The sequence below is a fragment of the Chryseosolibacter histidinae genome, from assembly GCF_018598225.1.
GTDB classification, from domain to species: Bacteria; Bacteroidota; Bacteroidia; order Cytophagales; family Cyclobacteriaceae; genus Chryseosolibacter; species Chryseosolibacter histidini.
The window spans coordinates 191,017-211,274 of record NZ_JAHESF010000012.1 but is presented as its reverse complement, the minus strand read 5'-3'; the positions used below and the strand labels follow the sequence as shown (position 1 = coordinate 211,274).

Annotated in this window: 24 protein-coding genes; 10 read left to right on the top strand and 14 right to left on the bottom strand. The window is 48.8% G+C overall.

All coding sequences use genetic code 11. From position 1 onward, the window contains the following. Positions 1-146 precede the first annotated feature (146 nt). Positions 147-755 carry a TetR/AcrR family transcriptional regulator gene (locus KK083_RS14325; RefSeq protein WP_254163935.1) on the top strand — a complete coding sequence of 203 codons (609 nt, stop codon included), beginning with the start codon at positions 147-149 and terminating at the stop codon, positions 753-755. Between the two features lie 9 nt (positions 756-764). On the opposite strand, the gene KK083_RS14320 is transcribed toward KK083_RS14325, so the two are convergent. Then, complete coding sequence (locus KK083_RS14320) at positions 765-1,028, bottom strand: CBU_0592 family membrane protein (RefSeq protein ID WP_254163934.1); 264 nt, start codon at positions 1,026-1,028, stop codon at positions 765-767. Positions 1,029-1,171: 143 nt separating this feature from the next. Here KK083_RS14320 and KK083_RS14315 point away from each other — a divergent pair, with 143 nt between their 5' ends. Next, positions 1,172-2,392, top strand: coding sequence for an alkaline phosphatase family protein (locus KK083_RS14315; RefSeq protein ID WP_254163933.1), 1,221 nt, complete (start codon positions 1,172-1,174; stop codon positions 2,390-2,392). A gap of 34 nt (positions 2,393-2,426) precedes the next feature. On the opposite strand, the gene KK083_RS14310 is transcribed toward KK083_RS14315, so the two are convergent. From KK083_RS14310 to KK083_RS14295, 4 genes are all read right to left on the bottom strand, one after another. Then, complete coding sequence (locus KK083_RS14310; RefSeq protein WP_254163932.1) at positions 2,427-3,149, bottom strand: phytanoyl-CoA dioxygenase family protein; 723 nt, start codon at positions 3,147-3,149, stop codon at positions 2,427-2,429. Between the two features lie 186 nt (positions 3,150-3,335). Beyond that, the gene (locus KK083_RS14305) at positions 3,336-3,698 is read right to left on the bottom strand and encodes a four-helix bundle copper-binding protein (protein WP_254163931.1); all 363 of its coding nucleotides are present in this window, start codon (positions 3,696-3,698) and stop codon (positions 3,336-3,338) included. Between the two features lie 66 nt (positions 3,699-3,764). Then, a complete protein-coding gene (locus KK083_RS14300; RefSeq protein ID WP_254163930.1) occupies positions 3,765-4,202 on the bottom strand; it encodes an Hsp20/alpha crystallin family protein in 438 nt (145 codons plus the stop codon). Positions 4,203-4,684: 482 nt separating this feature from the next. Beyond that, the gene (locus KK083_RS14295; protein ID WP_254163929.1) at positions 4,685-7,738 is read right to left on the bottom strand and encodes a two-component regulator propeller domain-containing protein; all 3,054 of its coding nucleotides are present in this window, start codon (positions 7,736-7,738) and stop codon (positions 4,685-4,687) included. A 213-nt stretch (positions 7,739-7,951) separates the two neighbouring features. Between KK083_RS14295 and KK083_RS14290 the strand changes: the two genes are divergently transcribed. Further along, the gene (locus KK083_RS14290) at positions 7,952-9,022 is read left to right on the top strand and encodes a PAS domain-containing protein (RefSeq protein WP_254163928.1); all 1,071 of its coding nucleotides are present in this window, start codon (positions 7,952-7,954) and stop codon (positions 9,020-9,022) included. Positions 9,023-9,069: 47 nt separating this feature from the next. Continuing rightward, a complete protein-coding gene (locus KK083_RS14285) occupies positions 9,070-9,792 on the top strand; it encodes a sensor histidine kinase (protein ID WP_254163927.1) in 723 nt (240 codons plus the stop codon). Between the two features lie 49 nt (positions 9,793-9,841). Here the strand turns inward: KK083_RS14285 and KK083_RS14280 are convergent, their stop codons facing one another. From KK083_RS14280 to KK083_RS32525, 3 genes are read right to left on the bottom strand one after another with little or no spacing between them, the layout of a single operon-like run. Further along, complete coding sequence (locus KK083_RS14280) at positions 9,842-10,543, bottom strand: pirin family protein (RefSeq protein ID WP_254163926.1); 702 nt, start codon at positions 10,541-10,543, stop codon at positions 9,842-9,844. 46 nt (positions 10,544-10,589) lie between these two features. After that, complete coding sequence (locus tag KK083_RS14275; protein WP_254163925.1) at positions 10,590-11,288, bottom strand: dioxygenase family protein; 699 nt, start codon at positions 11,286-11,288, stop codon at positions 10,590-10,592. Between the two features lie 54 nt (positions 11,289-11,342). Next, positions 11,343-11,465, bottom strand: coding sequence for a hypothetical protein (locus tag KK083_RS32525; RefSeq protein ID WP_262899524.1), 123 nt, complete (start codon positions 11,463-11,465; stop codon positions 11,343-11,345). A gap of 541 nt (positions 11,466-12,006) precedes the next feature. Here KK083_RS32525 and KK083_RS14270 point away from each other — a divergent pair. The 3 genes from KK083_RS14270 to KK083_RS14260 all read left to right on the top strand — a co-directional run bounded on the left by KK083_RS14270 (position 12,007) and on the right by KK083_RS14260 (position 13,183). Further along, entirely contained in the window at positions 12,007-12,585 is a 579-nt protein-coding gene (locus KK083_RS14270) for a hypothetical protein (RefSeq protein ID WP_254163924.1), read from the top strand. A gap of 9 nt (positions 12,586-12,594) precedes the next feature. Beyond that, a complete protein-coding gene (locus KK083_RS14265) occupies positions 12,595-12,879 on the top strand; it encodes a winged helix-turn-helix domain-containing protein (RefSeq protein WP_254163923.1) in 285 nt (94 codons plus the stop codon). An 85-nt stretch (positions 12,880-12,964) separates the two neighbouring features. Then, on the top strand, positions 12,965-13,183 hold the full coding sequence (locus KK083_RS14260; RefSeq protein ID WP_254163922.1) for a hypothetical protein: 219 nt from the start codon (positions 12,965-12,967) through the stop codon (positions 13,181-13,183). A gap of 251 nt (positions 13,184-13,434) precedes the next feature. Here the strand turns inward: KK083_RS14260 and KK083_RS14255 are convergent, their stop codons facing one another. From KK083_RS14255 to KK083_RS14240, 4 genes are all read right to left on the bottom strand, one after another. Then, entirely contained in the window at positions 13,435-14,274 is an 840-nt protein-coding gene (locus tag KK083_RS14255) for an NmrA family NAD(P)-binding protein (protein ID WP_254163921.1), read from the bottom strand. A gap of 68 nt (positions 14,275-14,342) precedes the next feature. Further along, on the bottom strand, positions 14,343-15,191 hold the full coding sequence (locus KK083_RS14250) for a helix-turn-helix domain-containing protein (protein ID WP_254163920.1): 849 nt from the start codon (positions 15,189-15,191) through the stop codon (positions 14,343-14,345). 108 nt (positions 15,192-15,299) lie between these two features. After that, positions 15,300-15,818, bottom strand: a complete 519-nt coding sequence (locus KK083_RS14245; RefSeq protein ID WP_254163919.1) for an anthrone oxygenase family protein — start codon at positions 15,816-15,818, stop codon at positions 15,300-15,302. A 6-nt stretch (positions 15,819-15,824) separates the two neighbouring features. Then, the gene (locus tag KK083_RS14240; protein ID WP_254163918.1) at positions 15,825-16,139 is read right to left on the bottom strand and encodes a c-type cytochrome; all 315 of its coding nucleotides are present in this window, start codon (positions 16,137-16,139) and stop codon (positions 15,825-15,827) included. A gap of 156 nt (positions 16,140-16,295) precedes the next feature. Between KK083_RS14240 and KK083_RS14235 the strand changes: the two genes are divergently transcribed. Continuing rightward, the gene (locus tag KK083_RS14235; protein ID WP_254163917.1) at positions 16,296-17,231 is read left to right on the top strand and encodes an RHS repeat domain-containing protein; all 936 of its coding nucleotides are present in this window, start codon (positions 16,296-16,298) and stop codon (positions 17,229-17,231) included. A gap of 5 nt (positions 17,232-17,236) precedes the next feature. Then, positions 17,237-17,764, top strand: coding sequence for a GNAT family N-acetyltransferase (locus KK083_RS14230; RefSeq protein WP_254163916.1), 528 nt, complete (start codon positions 17,237-17,239; stop codon positions 17,762-17,764). Between the two features lie 57 nt (positions 17,765-17,821). Here KK083_RS14230 and KK083_RS14225 read toward each other — a convergent pair whose 3' ends face one another. Together KK083_RS14225 and KK083_RS14220 are read right to left on the bottom strand one after the other, a co-directional pair. Next, the gene (locus tag KK083_RS14225; RefSeq protein WP_254163915.1) at positions 17,822-18,733 is read right to left on the bottom strand and encodes a TolB-like translocation protein; all 912 of its coding nucleotides are present in this window, start codon (positions 18,731-18,733) and stop codon (positions 17,822-17,824) included. A 17-nt stretch (positions 18,734-18,750) separates the two neighbouring features. After that, positions 18,751-19,725: a GlxA family transcriptional regulator gene (locus KK083_RS14220; RefSeq protein WP_254163914.1), complete on the bottom strand. Its 975-nt coding sequence runs from the start codon at positions 19,723-19,725 to the stop codon at positions 18,751-18,753. 110 nt (positions 19,726-19,835) lie between these two features. Between KK083_RS14220 and KK083_RS14215 the strand changes: the two genes are divergently transcribed. Then, the gene (locus KK083_RS14215; protein ID WP_254163913.1) at positions 19,836-20,255 is read left to right on the top strand and encodes a VOC family protein; all 420 of its coding nucleotides are present in this window, start codon (positions 19,836-19,838) and stop codon (positions 20,253-20,255) included. Positions 20,256-20,258 lie beyond the last annotated feature (3 nt).

The following is a 20,258-nucleotide window of genomic DNA, read 5'->3' as shown; positions in this document are numbered from 1 at the left end:
TGAATGGTTTAGTGTTTCTTAGGTTAGCGGAACCAAATGTAGGCGTTCGGAATATATTGAATGATTGTTCAATCAAAATTTAACACATATTTCATATTGGATGAAATATAACTTCACTTATTTTTGACAGAAGTTTAACATCATTTATGGGAAGAACCAGCCTTAAGCAAACCAGACAAAAAGAGATCGTTCAGGCTTTTTATGAGGTATCGAAAAAGATAGGGCTTGAAAATGCATCGCTCGCCAAGGTGGCAGACCACATGGATATCAACCCAAGCCTTGTGGTGCATTATTTCAAAACAAGAGATGCGCTTTTTTCAGGGTTGATCAGCTTTATCCTGGAAAAGTACAACGACATCTACCAGGCGAACGGAGCCACCTACAGCACACCCAAAGAGCTGCGCGCGTTGATCGAAAACCTGTTCTCACGCAAATGGAACAAACTTTTTGACGACAGCGTATTTTACAGTTGCTATGCGATGACCTATCGCGACAAAAAGATCAGAAAAGCTTTCAAGGCCCTGCATGATTCTTTACGGGCGTTGCTGGTGGATGCCTTGCGGAAGGCAAAACAAAACCAGATCGTTGACATCAGCAATGAAAAGGTTACAGCAGAAGTGATCTTTGCGTTAGTGGAAGGCGCCTATTACTACCTCGGCATGGTTGATTCCAAAGAAGAATACAACACGAAGCTGAAGCTATTAAAGACCCAGGCGCTCTCTATGCTGAAGATAGAACGCAACGGGCAAGGTTGATGTGATGGACTAGTTACTGACCTTGGATCTGCCCCTGTCAGCTTTTTTAAAGCTGATCTTGATGATAGAAATGAAAGCGATGAAGATCCAGGCCAGGTTCACAAAAAGGTTGGGCATGTCAGACATCGTATAGGAGACGATCACCAGGCAGATGCCGCCGATGGCATTGAGCAAATGATAATGCACCCGGTCTGCCCGCATCCAGCCCAGGCTGAGAAAAGCATACGCAACGATGTATACAACAACGCCCGTCCATCCGATAAATTCTGCCATAACCCTGATTGTGTTGGTTCGTGATCAAATTTAATTATTCTATAACAATGGTTTCTTTCCGGTATAAGTTAATAAATTCAATTTTAAACGATCGTTCAATAAATTCGCCTTTAATGTTACGGCTTATTATTCACCAGGCTTTTATGAAAACAATTAAGTTTTCTTTAATTATTCTCTTTCTGCTCATCTTTTCGGTATGCGATGCGCAACGCAAAGCGGTGTTCATCATCGTGGATGGCATTTCTGCAGACGTGATTGAAAAACTGGAAACGCCCGTGCTTCGTGAGATCGCCAAACAGGGCGGATATGCCCGTGCCTATGTGGGTGGGGAAAAGGGCGGGTACAGTCAGTCGCCAACCATTTCCGCTGTTGGTTACAATCACTTACTGACGGGAACGTGGACCAACAAGCATAACGTCTGGGATAACGATATCAAAGCACCCAACTATCATTACTGGAATATTTTCAGGATCGTGGAAAACGCCAACCCGCAGCTGAAGACGGCCATATTTTCGTCGTGGACAGACAATCGCACCAAACTGGCAGGCGAAGGGTTGCCGGAAGCAGGCAATCTCAAGCTGGACTATGCTTTCGATGGCTTCGAGCTGGACGAAAAAAAATTCCCCCATACGGAAGACAGAAAGTTCATGCTTGCCATCGATGAGCACGTGGCAGCCGAAGCGGGACGTTACATCGCTTCCAATGGCCCTGACCTCTCGTGGGTTTACCTGGAATTTACGGACGACATGGGCCACATGTACGGCGATGGCCCCGAATATTACGACGCCATTAAGAAGGCCGATGCACAGGTTGGCAAAGTCTGGAATGCCATTAAGGAGCGCGCGCAAAAGTATGGCGAGCAGTGGATGATCGTGATCACAACAGACCACGGCAGGGATGCGAAAACCGGAAAAGGTCACGGCGGGCAAACAGACCGCGAACGAACCACTTGGATCACCACCAACGTTAAAGATCTGAATCAGCGGTTCAGGCAAAACCTGGCCGTGACAGACATTATGCCCTCCATTCTCCGGTTTATGAACATCGCTATACAGGAAGCCACCGCAGCAGAGGTGGACGGCGTTCCGTTCATAGGGCAGGTTTCCGTCAGTAACCTGAAAGCAAAACGCGAAGGCGATAACCTGACCCTCACCTGGAATGTGATCGATCCCAAAGGAAAGGCAGAGGTCCTGCTTTCTGTCACCAACAACTTCAAAGAAGGAAAAACGGACAGGTACATATCGCTTGGGCAGACTGAAGTTTCAAAAGGGAAGCACGTGGTCAATGTGTCTCAATACAAATCAGCCTTTTATAAAATTCGTCTGAAGGCTCCCGCTAACGAGGTGAATACCTGGGTAAAATAACAGGATAGTCGTCGGACCACTGGTTGGCGCATGGCTAGAGCGCAGTGGTCTGACGACTAAGATCACGACCAAGATCATAGAATTTCAGGCTGTCGTGAAGTCTTTCACCGCAGTATTCAATTTGAAGGATCCGTCTGTTCCGCAATGTTCGCGACGCCTCTGACCTGTGAACCGTCAGTGCTTTCAACAACGTTATGCTTCCTGCGGGTGAAACACACAATAATGGAGCAATCGTCTTTACCTTGTGATCCAGATCTTCATTGCTCAGCAAGCCCTCCTGATGTGTTCCGGGCAATACCTGTAAACCTCCGTTCTCGTCATCGCTGTCGTCGAGATTGAATCTTACGGACAACATTTTATCAAGGAAACGCGGTGGCGGAATTACATGCAGGATGCCCGACTCATTTGTCCAGCCGGAGTAACCCTCCGCTTCCGCAAAGGAATCTACGGCCACCTTGATGTCCTGGTGCCAGGGCAGTGTCCAGTTATTATCCTGTGTCTTGTTGAGAAAAAAAGCGGTGACAGGGATGGCCGCGCCGCCAATAACACTTTTCACCAGGTTCAGGATACGCGGCTCAAAAGCCATGTCTCTGACAACATCGCTGCGATTTAAAAGATTATCCATCGAAGGTGCCCCGGTCTCGATGCGATCATATTCACGCAGTAGATCGTCCAGGGTCTGCGTTGTAAAATACTGCTGCACAACAGCGAAGCCCTGCTGATGGGTCTCCGCTATCGCGCTGGTGAGGTCTGTCATTGCTTCCTGAGATCAGGGAGCATAAATAGAAAGAAATTGTGAAAAAGTCCACAGTCGACGGTCCACAGTCCACGGACGTAACGTTTCAGGATTAAGTGTACCCACCTATAGAAGGTACAAGATACGAAGTACGATCAGCTGTCCAGCACACTACACGGCCGTGGACCGTCGACTGTGGACCGTGGACTACTTATTCAGCATCACCGATGCATGTTGCTCCACCATTTTGCGGCATTCTTCTGCACAGCGGCGACATTCCCGTGCGCACTCCCTGCAATAGATCAGTTCCTTGGAGTCGCTTTCGCACTCTTCTGCGCAGGCTGTACAGATCTCATAACAGGCGCCGCAAAGTAATTGAGCGTTCTCTGCACCGACGCTCATTAGCATGGCCGTGGCGTTGCACACGATGGCACACTCTCTTGTAAGCGCAATGCAACGGGAAAGCATTTCTATGCTATGCTCTTTCAGGCATTCCGTAGCGCAATGCTCGCATTCAGCAGCACAATCATTGCATGCTTCAATACAACGTCTAAAAGTATGATAGTTCATAAGGCTCTTGTTTTATTTTCGATAGTGAACCCGTGTGCAAAACGTCCAGCCACCAGTCACGCATTTTTATCTGACCTGGATGGCTTTTTTAAGCTTTCCCTGAGGCTCCTCTTTTTTGGAAATGGTCAGCTTTAAAATACCGTCTTCGTATTTGGCCTGAACATCTTCATCATTGGTATTCACCGGCAGGTTGAAAGCGCGCGAAAAGGATGTAAAGCCAAACTCTCTCCTGGTGTAGTTATCCTGCTTTTGCTGCTTCTCTTCGCGCTTTTCAGCCGATACCGTCAGCAGTCCGTTGTCGATGGAAATATTAAAATCCTTTTTGTCGTATCCCGGAACAGCGAGCTCCACTTCATACGTCTTGTCAGTTTCTCTGATGTTCACAGCCGGCATGCTGCGGCCGCTGAGCCAGCGTGAATCAAAGAACCTTTCGTCGTCGAAAAAGTCAGACAACAGCGAGCCTCCCAGTGTAGAAGGCCAATCAGAACGTTTGATCAGTGACATATTCCCTCCTTTTTTTAGTGTTTACGTCGATACTGTTATTTGGCAAAATGCACAGGAGGCCGCATACCGGATGCGAGCCTCCTTATTGATCGCTTTATGCTGCCGGTATACCAGATCGGTTGGAAAAAATTTAATTCAAACCAGCCTGGCATGGTCTCGTATCGGCAGTACTGATAAAGGGATCAACTATAAAAAAATCGATAATTTTCGTGCCCTCAGCGCGCGTGGTTTTTTTGCTCAGCACGGGGAAGAAATGTCTACAGTCATTTTTCGGATTCGCCTGACCGTACGCTTTGCGCGGAAGGTAACGGGCAGAACCTTTGCGCCTTTAACGTGCTTATGCTTCAGCAGCACGACACGCGGATCAGGATCTCATGAGGTTGAGGAACGGGAACGGACGCCTTCGTCAGCACAAGTGGTTTATGTGCCACGGCAAGGTCAAAAGTATTATTGAGAGCCATGCCTTCATCAACATATCGAAGCTATTTCAATTTCCCGATAAAGTCTTCAAGCGAATCTTCTTCCGCGAGCGTCAATTTCTTCTTGAGCCGGTAACGCGACTTTTTTACACTCTCAACGGAAATGCCCAGGGTACCCGCAGCTTCTTTCAGCGTGAGCTTAAGCTTGATCAGCGCCGACAACCTCAGCTCTGCGTTGGTGATCTCAGGAAACTGGTAACGCAGGCCGGCGAAAAAATTCGGGTATACTTCGCTAAAAGTATTTTTGAACCTGTCCCAGTCTTCATCTGTGAGGATGTTCGAATGCAGCACCTTATTGAACTTCACAATACGCTCCTGCTCGGCAGACGATCCGTTCTTCAGCAGCTCCAGCTCTTTGGTGATGACGCTGATCACGGTAGATTTTTCCATGATGTTCTGCGTATAAAGATCCAGCTGTTGTTTTTTGGATTCCACCAGCGCATCGTTCTGTGCTGCCAGCTCCTCGCGCTGCCGCACCAGCTCGCCGTTCTGTGATGTGATCTCTTCTTCACGCGACATGAGCTCTTCGTTGGCCATCTGCAACGCGCGCGTCCGCTCATCCACCAGCATCTCCAGCTTCCTGTTCAGCCGGTAGATCTGTCGCACCCTGAGCTTGTAAAAAGTCAGCGCCAGCGCACCCAACGCCAGGGCAGCGGCGATCCTGAACCACAAGGTCTTCCACCACGGAGGCAATATGTGAATGGTCAACGAAGCTCCCTGCTCGTTCCAAAGACCGTCGTTGTTGCTGGCTTTCACCCGGAATACATAGGTGCCGGCATCCAGGTTGGTGAAGGTAGACGAGCGTTTGTTGCCGATGTTGATCCAGTCCTTGTCAAAACCTTCAAGCTTATAAGCATACTGGTTCTTGTTGCTCGAAGAGAAATTCAGGGCCGCAAACTCGATGCTGAAGAAGTTAAAATGTTCCGGCAAGGTGACCTCCGAGGTCTCGCTGATGTGTGCCTGCAGCAGTGAGTCGTGCTCGCCTACTTTCACCGACTGGTTGAAGATCCTGAAATCGGTAAAATAGACGGGGGGAACAAAGGGGTTCAGCGTGATGCTGGCGGGATTGAAGACATTCACACCTTTTCCGCCAAAAAAGAAAAAACCTTCCTTACTCTTGAAACAGGCGCCGGGTTTGAATTCGTTGCTGTTCAATCCATCGCTTACATTGTAATTTCTGACGGCTTTGGTTGCAGGATTGAACCTTGAAATTCCCTGGGTAGTGCTCAGCCACAGGTTTCCCTGATCATCTTCCACGATGCCGTTCACGATATTGCTGGGAAGTCCGTCGCGCACCGTATACGATGCCGTGTATTGCTCTTTCACCATCATGTGCAGGCCGTTGTTCGTGCCTACCCAGAGCCGCCCGTGCCTGTCTTCATGGATGATATTGACGATGGCGTCGAACCTTGTGGAATCGTTATCGTAGAAAAACCGCTTTCGCTTGCGCGTTTTGATATCGTAAAGGTTCAACTCGGAGATGGAGCCCATCCACAGGTTTCCGTTGCTGTCTTCAAAAAGGGTGCGCAAGTAATTGTTGGACTCATGCCTGAGATCAAAATGCCGTTCGAATTTTCCGTTCCTTTCATCCGTCAGCACGTTCAGTCCTTTGTAGCTGCTGACCAGCATCTGACCGGTCTTGTCGTATTCCGCAATGGCATACACGTTGAGGTCCGAGAGACTCTGCGGGTCATTATCTTTCGGCTGATAGGAGATGAACCTGTCATTCACTTCATCGTACCGGTTGACTCCTCCTTCCCACGTGCCGAACCACATTCTGTGCTGGCTATCTTCAAAGATCGTGAGCACGGGATTGCTGCTGAGGCTTCCCTTCCGGTCAGGCTCGTGTTTGTAGTACCGCACATCGCCATCCTGCCAAACGGCAATTCCGCCTTCTGTACCGATCCAGATCCTGTTCCGCGAGTCCTGCCAGATGGCGTTGACCACATCATTTTCAAGTGAAACATCCAGCTCCGAAAATTTTTCCTGGAGGTCATCGATCACACAAAGTCCTTTTGAAAAGGTGCCGGCCCAGATCCTTCCCTGGTGGTCTTTGTACACACACCACACTGAATTATCGCTGAGGGAAAACGGATCCATCTTGTCGTACAAAAAATTCGTGATCTGATCATTGGTTGTGTTCAGCCGGCTCAGTCCCCCGTTCTCTGTAGCGAGCCACAGATAATCACCATCCACGCAGATATCGCGCACCACATTCACCACCATTGAATTCCGGCGGCCTGGCCGGGCAGTAAAGTTCGTGAAGGTACCTGCCTTGATATCGAATTTGCTCAGTCCCTCACGGGTAGCGATCCATAAATTTTCACGCTCGTCTTTGACGATCCTGATAATATTGCTGCCAGCGATGCTGTGGGGATCATTTTTGCGGGGCTCGTACTTTACAAGCGCATTGTTCTCGGAATTCCATTTAAAAAAACCGGTTCTTCGAACGCCGATCCAGAACTCGTGCTCGCCGGCCTGGATCATGGAGCAGATGGACTCGTTGGTAGGGAAGATCTGAAATTCCTTCCATTGTCCGGTGATCGGATCGAACGATGCAGCGTAGGCATGCGAGTACCGGGTGCCTCCGATCCAAACGTGCCCCCTGTGATCTTCTGTGATGCTGATCGTTTCACAGCCGTAAGAAAAACGCTCGTTCCGAATGAAGCGATCCAATCGCCTGTCATAGGTATACAATCCACTGCCCCGGGTACTTACCCAAAGTACACCGCGACTATCTTCAAAAATGGCATTAATGGTATTCTTCAATAAACCGACGGTGTCTGTTTCGCTGCTCCGGTAGGTTTGAAAACCATAACCGTCATATTTATTCAGCCCGTCGTCAGTGCCCACCCAGAGAAACCCCTTCGAATCCTGAAGGATACAGGTGACATTGGAATTGGAGAGGCCGGCGCTCACCTCTATTCGGGTAAACTTCACTTTTTCGGGCGGGGATTGTGCCGAGAGGAATTCACAGCAAAAAGCGCGTATCGATAGCAGGCAAAAAATGAACAAAACCTTGAACAGGATACTATCCACGGATCTTCCAACAGCCATACCTGAATTTACCAGTATTTGTCCTGAAATTCAACATTCGATTGCACAAAGCCCGTAAGCGCTTTTTTGAAAATGTCCACGTGCTTGTCCACCCGATTGACTACTATTTTGTCAGGGTATTTTCTATCGGAATAAGTCATAAAAAATAAATCTTTAATGCACCAAAGACCCGCCGCAGAGAACACGCAGAGGAGACAACCAACCAGGTGTAAAATGAAACCCGATCTGAAATTTCAAGCCGAACAGTACAGTTCCATGATCCCGTTCCTGAAGCGGATCGCAACTGACAAGAGATTCCTTGATGCTTACGTGGAGGCGATTGTGTCTAACATCCGCATTGCAGTGCTCGATAAGAACTATACCATTATTTGGGTGAACGAACGTTTTTGCAGGCTCACCCAATACACACAGCACGAGCTGGTGGGCAATCCCATCGATAAGCTGAAGCTGATCTGCCTTGATTACAAGAGTTTCAAGACGATCTTTCAGACCATTTCAAAAGGTGAAGAATGGTCAGGCGAGATCAAAAGCCAGGCCAAGGACGATTCCTTTTTCTGGACCAAGACCACCATCCTTCCCATCAAAGACGGAGACGAGATCGAATCATACCTGGTGTTCAACTCCAACATCACTGCCACAAAAAATGCACTGGAAGAAAAGAACATCGCCGTTGAGAGCCTCACCAGGAGCGAGGCGCGTTACAGGGCGCTTGTGGAAAACCAGTCAGACCTCGTGTCGTTATGCCAGATGGACGGCACGCGCATTTTTGTCAATAAGAGCTATTGCAGGTTCATGGGGAAGAGCTTCGAAGCGCTGATCGGCACCCGCATCGCAGACCTGCCTTTGAAAGGTGTTCCGCACCACATGATGGTCAAAGTATTTTCACTGACCCTACAATCTCCGGAAATATCCGAAGTGATGGAGCTGGAGAACGCTGCCGGTGAAAAAGTATGGATATCCTTACACGTCAAGGGAATCTTTGATGCCGCCGGAAACCTGTACGAATTCCTGACCATCAGCAGGGATGTAACAGACCTGAAAAACGCGGAGCTCCGCAAAACGCATTACATCGACGCCCTGGAGAAGATCGCCTTTATGACCTCACACAATGTAAGAGGCCCCATCGCCACCATGCTTGGCCTCGCGGAGCTCCTGCGCATGAACGCCATCCATTCAGAAAAATGGAATGAGGTGCTGGACAACTTCAAAAAATGCATCAGTGACCTGGATACTTACACCCGGGAACTGGGAGCTTTCATCTACCAAAGACAATCTTCTAAATAAACCGGCGTTATATCAGAAATATTGTGATCAAAAGCGAAATACAGGTTATGGAAAAGGCGGGGAATGATGTTATGGCAACGGAAAAATACCTGTCTGAAAAAGAAGATCTGATCTTTATGCTCATGCACGACCTTCGCACGCCACTGGCACGCGCGCAGGGGCTGGTCGAGATCCTTGGCGCAACCCAGCTGACCGAAGATCAGAAACAGATCGTTCAAATGATCTTAAAGGCAACGGGCGAAGGTTTTCAGCTGATCAACGACATGCTTCAGATCAGCTCGATCGCCCATCAAAACCAGGAACCCGAAGCTGCATCCATCGACCTCCGCCTGTTTGTACACGAGCTCGTCAAAAACCATTTTGCCATAGCCGCCAATGAAAAAAAGGTACATATCAACATTGCCGTAGAAGATCATCTCCAGGTTCACATCGACGCGCTCGCATTGCAGCGGATCTTCGATAACCTGATCTCCAACGCCATCAAGTTTTCGGGCGCCGGCACCACCGTACACATCAAGGTGCTGAACACAGAACGTTATGTTTATATTTCGGTCCAGGACGAAGGCCCCGGCATCAGCGCGGAAGACCAAAAGAAATTGTTCAAAAAATTCCAGAAGCTTTCACCACAACCTACCGCAGGAGAGTCGTCTACCGGGTTAGGACTTTATATCGTAAAGAATTTAGTGGAGAAGCTCAGGGGAACCATCAGGGTAAAGAGCGAGCCGGGAAAAGGCACTGAGTTCATTATCCGGCTGGACAGTGCGCGATAAGTCGTCAGACCACTGCGGGTCAGCCGTGCGCGAGTCTGTGGTCCGACGACTATGCTTCCTGCTCTATGATCAAAATAATAGCTTCGTTTGAAAGCGCTTCAAATTCTATCACTTCTGCGTGTGTAATGGCAAGTCCGTCGCGCGCGTGAAGAAGCCGGTTTTGCACTTCGAAGGCACCTTCAAGCACAAAAATAAAAACACCATTGGCCGGATTACGCAATTGATACGTTCCTTCTTCCCGGCCCTGGAACGTGCCGAGCAGAAAGGATCCCAAGCCTTGCGCTTGTGGCTGAAACGGTACCAGCTGGTTTTTATGCAGCTCAATATCGAATGTATGACGGCGACCTTCCACCAGATCGCCGCCATGATAGCTAACGGTAAACCTGATCTGAAGAAAATTGATCAGCGCATTTTCATACGGATTGGAGATGCTGAACACCGAGTCCTTCACTGCAAAGAACCCGTATGACTCGCCAACATCCAGGAAACCCGGCGTGGCAGATCCTGTATCATGGTTCAAACCTCCCACCAGGGGAAGCAACAACACAAATGTATCTTCTGCAACCCGGTAACGGATGGTGTGCCCTGCACCCAGCGTCTCGTCATTGAAGGCCTGAAGTCTCCCGAAAGCTTTTCTGTTCTCGTTCGAATACGTTCCGAAATTGAACGTGTAAAGTCCCCGGTACCAGTCCGACTGTGCGCATCCTCTTTGCTGCGCGAGATAGATCGTAGCTTCTGTTTGCATGATCATATTGAAAAGTCCAGGCCGTGTCAGCATTTCCATTTACCAAACAACATTAAGCATTCACAACAATGGTGTGGGTCAGGTCATACCCGGCGGCCACGCTGCCTGTTACCGTACCCAGCTCAGCCGCTGCGGAATCTGAGAAGATGTTGTCAGACCCGTTATAAGTATAACCAGACATACCTTTTGTATAACCATTTTCAGCAGATGCGTTTACCAACATCACAGCACTGTTTGTTCCCTCCGGGAAAGCGATCTGTGTTACCAGCAAGGAAGTGCCTGCGGCGTTGTAGATGTGCACGTGGATGTGCGTTGCCCGGCCCTGATACCAGCCCGGGAATATGGTGGTGAATCCGGCCATGCCATTGCTGTCGGTCACCTGTCTTCCCCTGAGAAAATGTACGGCGGTATAGTTGACGGTTTGCATCTGGGTGCCACCGTACTCGGAGTAATATCCGTCTTTATCACAGTGCCAGATGTCGACGATCGCACCCTCGAGTGCGGCACAATTGTTATTCTTGTTCTGGATGGTGATGGTCACGGAAAGGGGCACTCCTGTTCTGTCGGCGCGGATGTCCGTTCTCACCAGCGACGACGGATCTTTCGTCGGGAAGGGCCCGGCGGTTTCAGAAGGGGTTGTCGTGCAGGAGGAAGAAGCAGACGGATCATCCTCCTCGTTGCTGCACGAACCAAGCAATGGCAACACAAGGCTGCCCATGCCTAACTTTTTCAGGAACTCTTTTCTTTGCATATCGATCTGTTGATGTTTATCAGGGTACTTACCGCATATGGATATTGCTGTGGACTACTGCGCTGCACGTTTTAGATCCAGCATATAGCTGCCAAACTCGTGATCTGCACATGACCACATGACCACAAACACCAGGCAGGCGCCGGTGAGCAGGGAAAATATTTTTGATCGTTCCATGATCGTCATTTGAAACAGCTAACGGCAAAAGTAGCGCTTTAAGTGCCCTGACGATGAGGAGTATAGATAGATCGCCGAAATGTGTCGATTGGCAGGCCAGATACTGCATCAAAGAAATTTTCAAAAAAAAACAAACGTGCCTTGGGGGCATCATTGCGCTAGCGTGCTATTGATGAGGAAAACCGATTTCTTGAATTTTTACCTTTACCTGAAACCATGCACTTAAGAAAAACTGTATTGATCGTCACCCTCTTATCCTGTATAGCATTCATCACATCCTGCGCACCCACGGCTATCGTAGTAGCCCCTAAACCGGCTCCTCAAAAACAGGTCCCTCCAGGCCAGGCAAAGAAGGCCACCGGTAGCAAGTCTGCCAAAGCCTATGCACCCGGCCAGCAAAAGAAAAAACAGCACTAAGAACGAACCTGGATTCCCTGAATATTCCATTGCAGATCCCTGGTGAGGGAAACATTTTCCGGAAATATCCGTCTATCATTTAGTTTGCAGCACAAACTGAATGTTAAACAAGTATATTTATACCATGGAACCGGAAGAAAAGAACATCTCGCACTTGGAAAGCCTCCATGTTATTGCTGACGCCATCAGCAGAACGAAAGACAACTTCAGGGAAAACAGTTTTTATTTCTTACTGTGGGGATGGCTGATCACGGCTGCGAGCGTTGCCTTTTTTATATTGCAGCAATACACCACCGTTCATATCTTTTTCGTACCCTTTCCTATCGCCGCGGCCACCGGGGGCATTGTCACCATCGTGCGGTATCTGAAGCACAGGTCTGTTGCGCCTACAGAAAGTTACATTACCTACTTCCTGAGCAGGTTGTGGATGGTGCTGGGACTGAACTTCGTGGCGGTGGTCTTCATCAATGTATCGCAAAACCAACAGCCATTCACCTATACGTTGATCCTGGCCGGCATCGGCACCTTTGTATCAGGACTCGTAATGAAATTCAGACCGATGACGGTAGGTGGTATTGTCTGCCTGATCTCCGCCATGGTCATCGTTTATGTGCCACAGGATTACCGGGTATTGCTTCACGGCGCAGCGGTCGTCTCAGGATACCTCGTGCCAGGCTATCTGTTAAAGGCATCGAATAAGTAATTCATCAGCATGTATAATGAATTAGACCCGGTACTGAATACGCCTGTACGGCTGGCGGTGGTGTCAACCCTGATCAAGGTGAAGAAGGCCGACTTCAATCACCTGATGGAGATCACCCGCACCACGCAGGGAAACCTCAGCCACCAGCTGAAAAAGCTGAAAGAGGCGGATTATATCGAGATCGAAAAAACATTCAAAGGAAATTACCCCAACACCATCTGCAGCCTGACCCCCAAAGGCAGAAAAGCGTTCCAGGTATATGTGGAATCAATAAAAAAATACCTGCACCTGTAACAAATCTTTTTTTTATCAGTCTAGTTTGTAATACAAACCATATTACCATAGAGAACTAAAGTCGTTTCATTAAAACTGATATTGTATGAAAGCATCAACAGAAAGAAAGCTCTTAAGGTGGATCCATATCGTCACCGGCATTCCCATAGTAGGTTACATTTACGGTCCGGTGGCACAGATGCCCGAGTCAGCCATGGCCGTTAAAGCCGTATTCTTTCCCGTGCTCGCCCTTTCGGGACTATGGCTCTGGAAAGGTTACCTGGTAAAGAACTGGGTACGGAAGCTGAGCAGCGGCAATGCCTGACGTTGGCAAACTGTTTTTTTTGATGATCTGGTTTGTACTGCAAAACCAGATCATCAAAGTTTAAAGTTTAAAGTTTAAAGTTTGAAGTTTGAAGTTTAAAGTTTAAAGTTCCGCTACGAACCTAGGTTGCCCGTTGATGATAAGACTTGAACCTTGGAACTCGAAACTTGAAACCTTAAACTTGAAACTTGAAACCTGAAAACCTGAAACCTTAAACCTGGCCTTCCATGATCTAAATTCTTAAATCGTTCCTAACCCCACACGCCGGTGGCCGCGCTCTTCTTCACATACTCTGAAAAATCTGTCGGCTTTCTGCCCAGCGCGCGCTGAACGCCATCGGTAACGCTCGTATTACGTCCGTCAAGCACTTCACAGAAAAGATACGTAATGAGCGAAATAAGATCGTCAGGCAATCCGTATTCCTTGAGCATGACAGCATACTCCTTTGACGAGATCTGCTCATACCTGATCTCTTTGCCTGTGGCCTTACCGATCTCTTCAACGGCCTCTTTAAAAGAGAGCAGTCTGGGTCCCGTAACTTCATAAAGCTGGCCACTATGACCTTCTTCTGTCAGCGCCGCCACGGCCACATCGGCAATATCATCGGTATCGATGAATGGCTCTTTTACATTGCCCACGGGAAGCGCCACATGTCCTGCGAGGACCGGCTTCAGAAAATTACCTTCACTGAAATTCTGCGAGAACCAGCTTGCGCGGATGATGGTCCAGTCATCGATGGCTTCTTTGATGACCTTTTCACATTCCTGTGCCTCCTCTTCTCCCCTGCCAGAGAGCAGCACCATCTTTTTAACACCACTTTTTACAGCGGCCGCTGCAAACTGTTTGACCGTTTTCACGGCGCCAGGCATGGCCAGGTCGGGCTGAAAAGAAATGTACACCGAATGAATGTTCTGAAGCACTGGCGCCCACGTTGTGCTGTCGTCCCAATCGAACCTCGGTGTAGTAGACCGGGCAGCGCTTTGTACAGGCCAGCCAAGTGTTGTGAGCCTTTGAACGATCCTGCCACCGGTTTTTCCGTTTGCGCCCAGAACAAGGATCCTGTTTTTTGAAGTTGATTTTGCGTTGTTCATAACTTTGATTTTTTTATTCAAAGCTATGCGCCGTGGTCAGCGAAAAATAGAACAAATCCGACAGCCCATCATTTTACGATCTGCGGAAAATTCTCGACCACTTCACGGGATTGTTTGATGAACTCAAGGGGAGAAAAGCCTGTGAACTCCTTGAATACTCTTATAAAATGAGATTGGTCGGCGTAATTGCTCTCATAAGCGAGATCAGAGAGCTTGTCGAAATTACTTTTTCGCATCTGGTTCAGCGACTCCTGAAAGCGGCAGATGCGGGAGAACAGCTTCGGTGAGATACCGATCGCCTGGTTGAACTTCCTTTCAAGACTCCGCTCCGACAGCTGAAGCTTTTGCTGCAGATCTTTCAGCGATATGTTGCCATTGGTTTGAACGATCTGTGCCAGTGCGTATTTGGTGGTTTCATCAACCTGGCGGGTATTGCTTCTGATGTTGTCTGCCATAAAGCCAGACAACGTTGCGATCTGGTCTTTCGCCGACGGAGCCGTGAACAACTTTTCAGAAAAGCCATCGTGTTTCCTGGCGAGCTGGGTAAGGTCTAAACAACCGTTGGTAAGATCGCCGGCATCGAATCCAAAGACGGACTTCAGCGCATGGGGTTGGAAGCAAATACCCACAGCGTTGACATTACCGGCCGACGTGAATGAAACGGGTTTTAAGGTCTGGCCATATAAAAAGATCTCCGGTAATCTTTTATTCTGCTCGTCGCAGAAGGCCTCTTTTTCAGACTGAACCATGATCACCCCGGGGCAGCCATCTACAATGGCACCGAAGGTCTTGGGTTGGTCATCAGCACCTGCACTCTCCAGAGTCCAGAAATACCTGATGAAAGGTTTCAGCACATCCGGAGGTGTAAATGACTGATAGTTCATGAACGTGGCATTTCTGAGATCAATATAATTCATTTCCCGCAGATGACGCGGATTAGCGCAGATATTGCGTCTCAATCGGCGTTCATCTGCGATCCCAATAGCTCTACCAGGACTGCGGGAAACCTTCACAACATCCTGAAATCAAGCGCCGGGCCTTTGAATTGATCCGTTATCAAAGATGCAGGCCATCACCACAAAAAGTATGGTAAGTGCAGAGGCAAGGCTACGGATGCGGTGCAGGGAATTCCATGGCCCTTCAAAAAGTGTGCGCTGTGCCTTGAGCTCATCGGCAGAAGCATTGAGGTTGATCCGGGCAAGCGCATCGTTCAGCGGCACATTTCCAAACATCGTTACGCCGAACACACCAACGGCATAGGTAACAGTAGCCAGCAGCAACAGGTAAAAACGGGCAGTAGGCGTTGCGCTGTAGTGACAATAGGTACTGAGCGGCAGCAGCAACAATGTTCCCATAAAGCTCATCATAAAGAGCGGGTTGATGATCGCCTCGTTGATCGCTTGCATGGCGGCAATGTATTGCGCGTCAGGGAGGCGTCCGAGCCCCGGGTTCACGGAACAGCTATAGGCATAAAACAAGCCGCCGATCAGGGCAGTAGTCATCGCCGTCGTGATAAGAATGGTGGTATGCATAGGTTTTTTCATAATAAATTATTGTTGATTATGGGTTGATCGAAGGGTCTTGACATAGCGGACCACCTGGTGGATCTCTTCCGGTGTAAGTTTTTCTTTCCACGAAGGCATGATGCGCCGGCCTTCACTGATGGTTTCATACAGTGTTTTGTCATCAAGTTTGCTCGTCTGCAGGTTCTTGGCGCCAAACAATCCCCTGGTGCCATCGCGGCCATGACAGCGGGTACATTTGCTTTCGTAGATCTTCCGGCCCATAGGGTCAGGTTGCCGGGCCATTGCGCCAATGCTTTCAGAGAGCAGCAAGGCCACTAAAATGAGGTATTTTGGATTCATCACGCTGATTTTTTAACAAAGTAAACCCCTGTGAACCCGGGGAAATAGAACAAAACCGACACCCCATCTGCCCAGCGGAATAAAAATTCCAATGACCCGGTAGAAATTATGCATCCTGACCGATAACTTTCTGACTACACTAACCCCCTCCTGAGCATGAGACTAATGCTGATCTTTGCCTTCCAATGTCTTATCGGTGCAGCACTGGCACAAGACGAAATCGAATATCCTTTCAGGCACGACCTCAAAGGGCCTGTGCAGGAGTGCAGCGTAAAGAAGTTCAAAGCGCGTTTCGGTGCCGACAAAATTGAAATGGGAGAATACATTGAGGATGATAAATTCGGTATCAAGGCGTTTGACCGCGATGGCCGGCTGATCGAGTTCAGAACCCATCCTGACGCAGCGGCAACCTGTGAGAAAAAGGTAATTACTTACCTGGAGACAGGCTGCTTACAGGAGATGAAAGAATACCACAGAAAAGGTTATGTTGAAGGTAATTCGGTCTACGGGTGTGATGCCAGGGGAAACGTTATCGCGCAAACCGATTACTATTTTGTTTATGAAGACCGGCCCACTGCCAGGATCACTTATAAATACGATGCGGCAGGTCGTATCACAGAAATGCACAAAAAATCAGGCATCCCGAAAAACAAGGCAGCCAAATCAAAAAGCGAGTTTGATGAAGATCATTACGAGCACCGGTATAACGAATATGACCAGAACGGGTTTCTGATCAAATGGACGATCAAACGAGAGGGAATGGATCCGGAGCTCGCCGCCCTGTTCAGCGGAAACGCCGAGATCACCAACGATGCGCAGGGAAGACCGCTGGCTGAATACTCCGTCAACGATCTTGCTGCCAAAGAAGGCAAGACCAAAAAGCTCTCCAAGGAAATGGCCTACAACCCCGAAGGGTTCCTTTCCAAAAAAGTGGATTACAATAATCTGGGTATAACCGTCACGTATTACGAGTACACCTATGACGATCGCGGAAACTGGATCACCAGGCTCGAACGGAAATCGTCAGATGCATCGGGCAAGGACAAAGGTATTCCGGTGAACATGATTGTGAGGGAGATCAAGTACTATTAGTTATCATGAGCATGATTGACTGCACGGTGAGGCTGGCGAACACCAGCGATTTTTCGGCCATTGCTTCATTACACGCTGCCAGCTGGAGAACAGCTTACAAAGGAATTTTGCCCGATCAGTTTCTCGGCGATGGCCTTGAAACAGAACGCGAAGCGTACTGGATAAAAAAAATGAGCGCTTTAAAGGAAAAAGAATTTGTGCTGATTGCCGAAAGTAAAGGTGAGGCGGTTGGATTTATTGCGGTATTGGATAAACCTGAAAACGGAATTGATGCTTTCATTGACAACCTGCATGCGCGGCCCGATATGAAAGGAATGGGCATCGGCGAAAGGCTCATGCGGGAAGCAGCCAAAAAACTGGCAGCGGGCAACAGGAAGAGTGTCTATCTCTGGGTGCTTGTTGGCAATACCGCGGCAGAAGGTTTTTATCTATCGAAAGGTGCGCGCATCGCCGATACAACCACCGTTGTGTTTGGGGGATCAGAGGTATTGCAGCGGCGATTTGTATGGGACACACTTGATCCGTTGTTGTAATTTTCTGCGGTCTACAGAAGCAAACTTCCGGATGAGGCTGGGGGAAGAGGCACTTCCTTATTCGCGCAAAGCATCAAGCAGTTCCGCTGGCAGGCTTTCGATGGGTGTCCATTTAACGTCTCTCTGAGAAGAATAAAAAAAGTACTTGCCATCGGGCGAGAGGTAAGCGCAATACTCATACGTGGGCGTATTCCATTTCCTGCCCATAGATCTTCCCTCCTGCCAGCTACCGTCGTCGTTTCTTACTGACATATACAGATCTCCCTCGCCCAACCCATCCTCCCGGTCAACGGAAGTGTAGATCATGAATTTCTCGTTTGCAGGCAGGCACGCATCATGGTCAGAATATGGCGAGTTTATCTTAGGCCCCAGATTTTCAGGCTTCGTGTATTGTCCATTCACCTTCCGGCTTACATAAATATCTTCCATTCCAAAGCCACCCACCCGGGAGGACGCAAAGTAAAGATTACCATCACCGGCAAAAGAGACATAGTATTCGGTGCTGTCGGTATTGACAACCGACAGGTTTTCGGGCCGGCTCCACCCTCCGCCTTCCTGCGGGCGAACAAACCAGATGTCAAAATCTTTCAACGTATCGGCATCGTCCTTAGGCATATTGGATATAAAATATAGAAACCCATCGGGGCCGATGGCCGGATCGGCTTCTGAATATTGATCTGTATCGAACACTACCTTTTCAGGTTTGCGCCAGCGATCTTCCCGGAAACGGGTTTGATAAATATCCCAGCTGCGATTGCGCGAGCGGGTGAAGTAAAATGTTTTTCCATCCAGGGAAAAGGTTGCATTAAAATCGATCGAGTCTCCATCACTACAAACGACGCCCGGCAGGAACCGCGCAATAGAATCCTTCGGCGGCGGTGGCGGATATGGAACGGAAACAGTGTGAGGCTGTGAACAATTTAAAGCAACCCATAGCCATACCGGTAAGATCCAGAGCAGATGTTTCATGAAATGTTCTTTGTGGCTTAATATCTGAAACTGTATTTATCGCGGTAGTCAGTAACGGAAAGTCCGGTGATCTTTAAAAACAGATCCCGGAAGGTCTTCATATCCGAATATCCTACCTCATACATAATTTCGTTGACGGTGCGGCGTCCCATTTCGATCTCCTTCTTGGCGGCTTCGATGCGCACCCGTTGAATATACTCGGCAATGGAATTTTTCGTGGCCTTTTTAAACCTGCGCTCGAGGGTACGCCTGATGATCGAAAAATCTTCTGCCATTTTTTCGATATTGATCTTATCCCTGTAATTGGCTTCGATAAAAACCTGCACCTTTCGCACAGTTTCATCGCCGTGCTCCTTCTGTCCTTTGAACATCATAAACTCGGCCTGGCTGGTCTTTTCGATGTCGAGCAGAAAAAACTTCGTGACCTCGAGCACTTCACGGCGCGAGCTATATTTCTCCAGCAGGTACAGCAGCAGGTTCCAGTATGAGATCCCGCCGCCGCTGGAGTAGATGCCATTTTGTTCGGTGATGATCTTATCGTCTACCAACGTGGATTCAGGGTAAAACGAACGGAATTCATGCGCATACTTCCAGTGCGTGGAACATTGCTTGCCATTCAACAGGCCGGTAGCCGCCAGCACAAAAGCCCCCACACAATAAGTAGCGATCTCAGCACCACTCTTGTATTGATCGACAAGCCAGGGAAAGTAATGACGATTAAATTGCGTGGCGCGTAACACATCGCCGCTTACGGCCGGAACAATGACCAGGTCGCTCAAGAACGTCTCGTCCAATGTTTTGTCAACACGCATGCAAACGCGGCCCTCTTCCAACAGGATCTCCCGGGTGAAACCGACCAACTGAACAGCAAAGGGATCGTCGCCCCCGGTGGACCTGATCAGCTCGTTGGCTTTTCCAAAAAACCGCAGCGTGTCTGTAATGCTTGCCGTAACACCATGCTCCGGCACGATAACCGAGATCAGCTTTTTCATAGGCACAAACCTAAACATCGACCGTGTCGCAATCAACCCCATATTTTGTCGCTAAACCACTGGTACCGGTCCTGTTTGAGACACCATCTTTGAGCAAACAATTTAAACCAATGATCAAGCTCGACCCGTATTTAAACTTCCCCGGTAACACCGAACAAGCATTCCTTTTTTATAAAAAAGTGTTCGGTGGAGAATTCGCTACTTTTATGCGCTTTGGAGAGATGCCGGGCGCCGACAAGATGCCTGTAAACGACCGAAACAAAATTCTGCATGTCTCCCTGCCAATAGGATCCAGCACCCTGATGGGGACAGATGCCATGGATTCAATGAATCAGAAGCTCACGTTGGGAGACAACTTTCACATCGCCATCCAGATAGACGATGAGCCTGAGACGCGCCGTATCTTTGATGCGCTGGCACAGGGTGGTGTGGTGATCATGCCGCTGGCCAAAGAATTCTGGGCCGACCTGTATGGCATGTGCAAAGACCGGTTTGGCGTACAGTGGATGATCAACTATAAGGCGCAGTAGCCC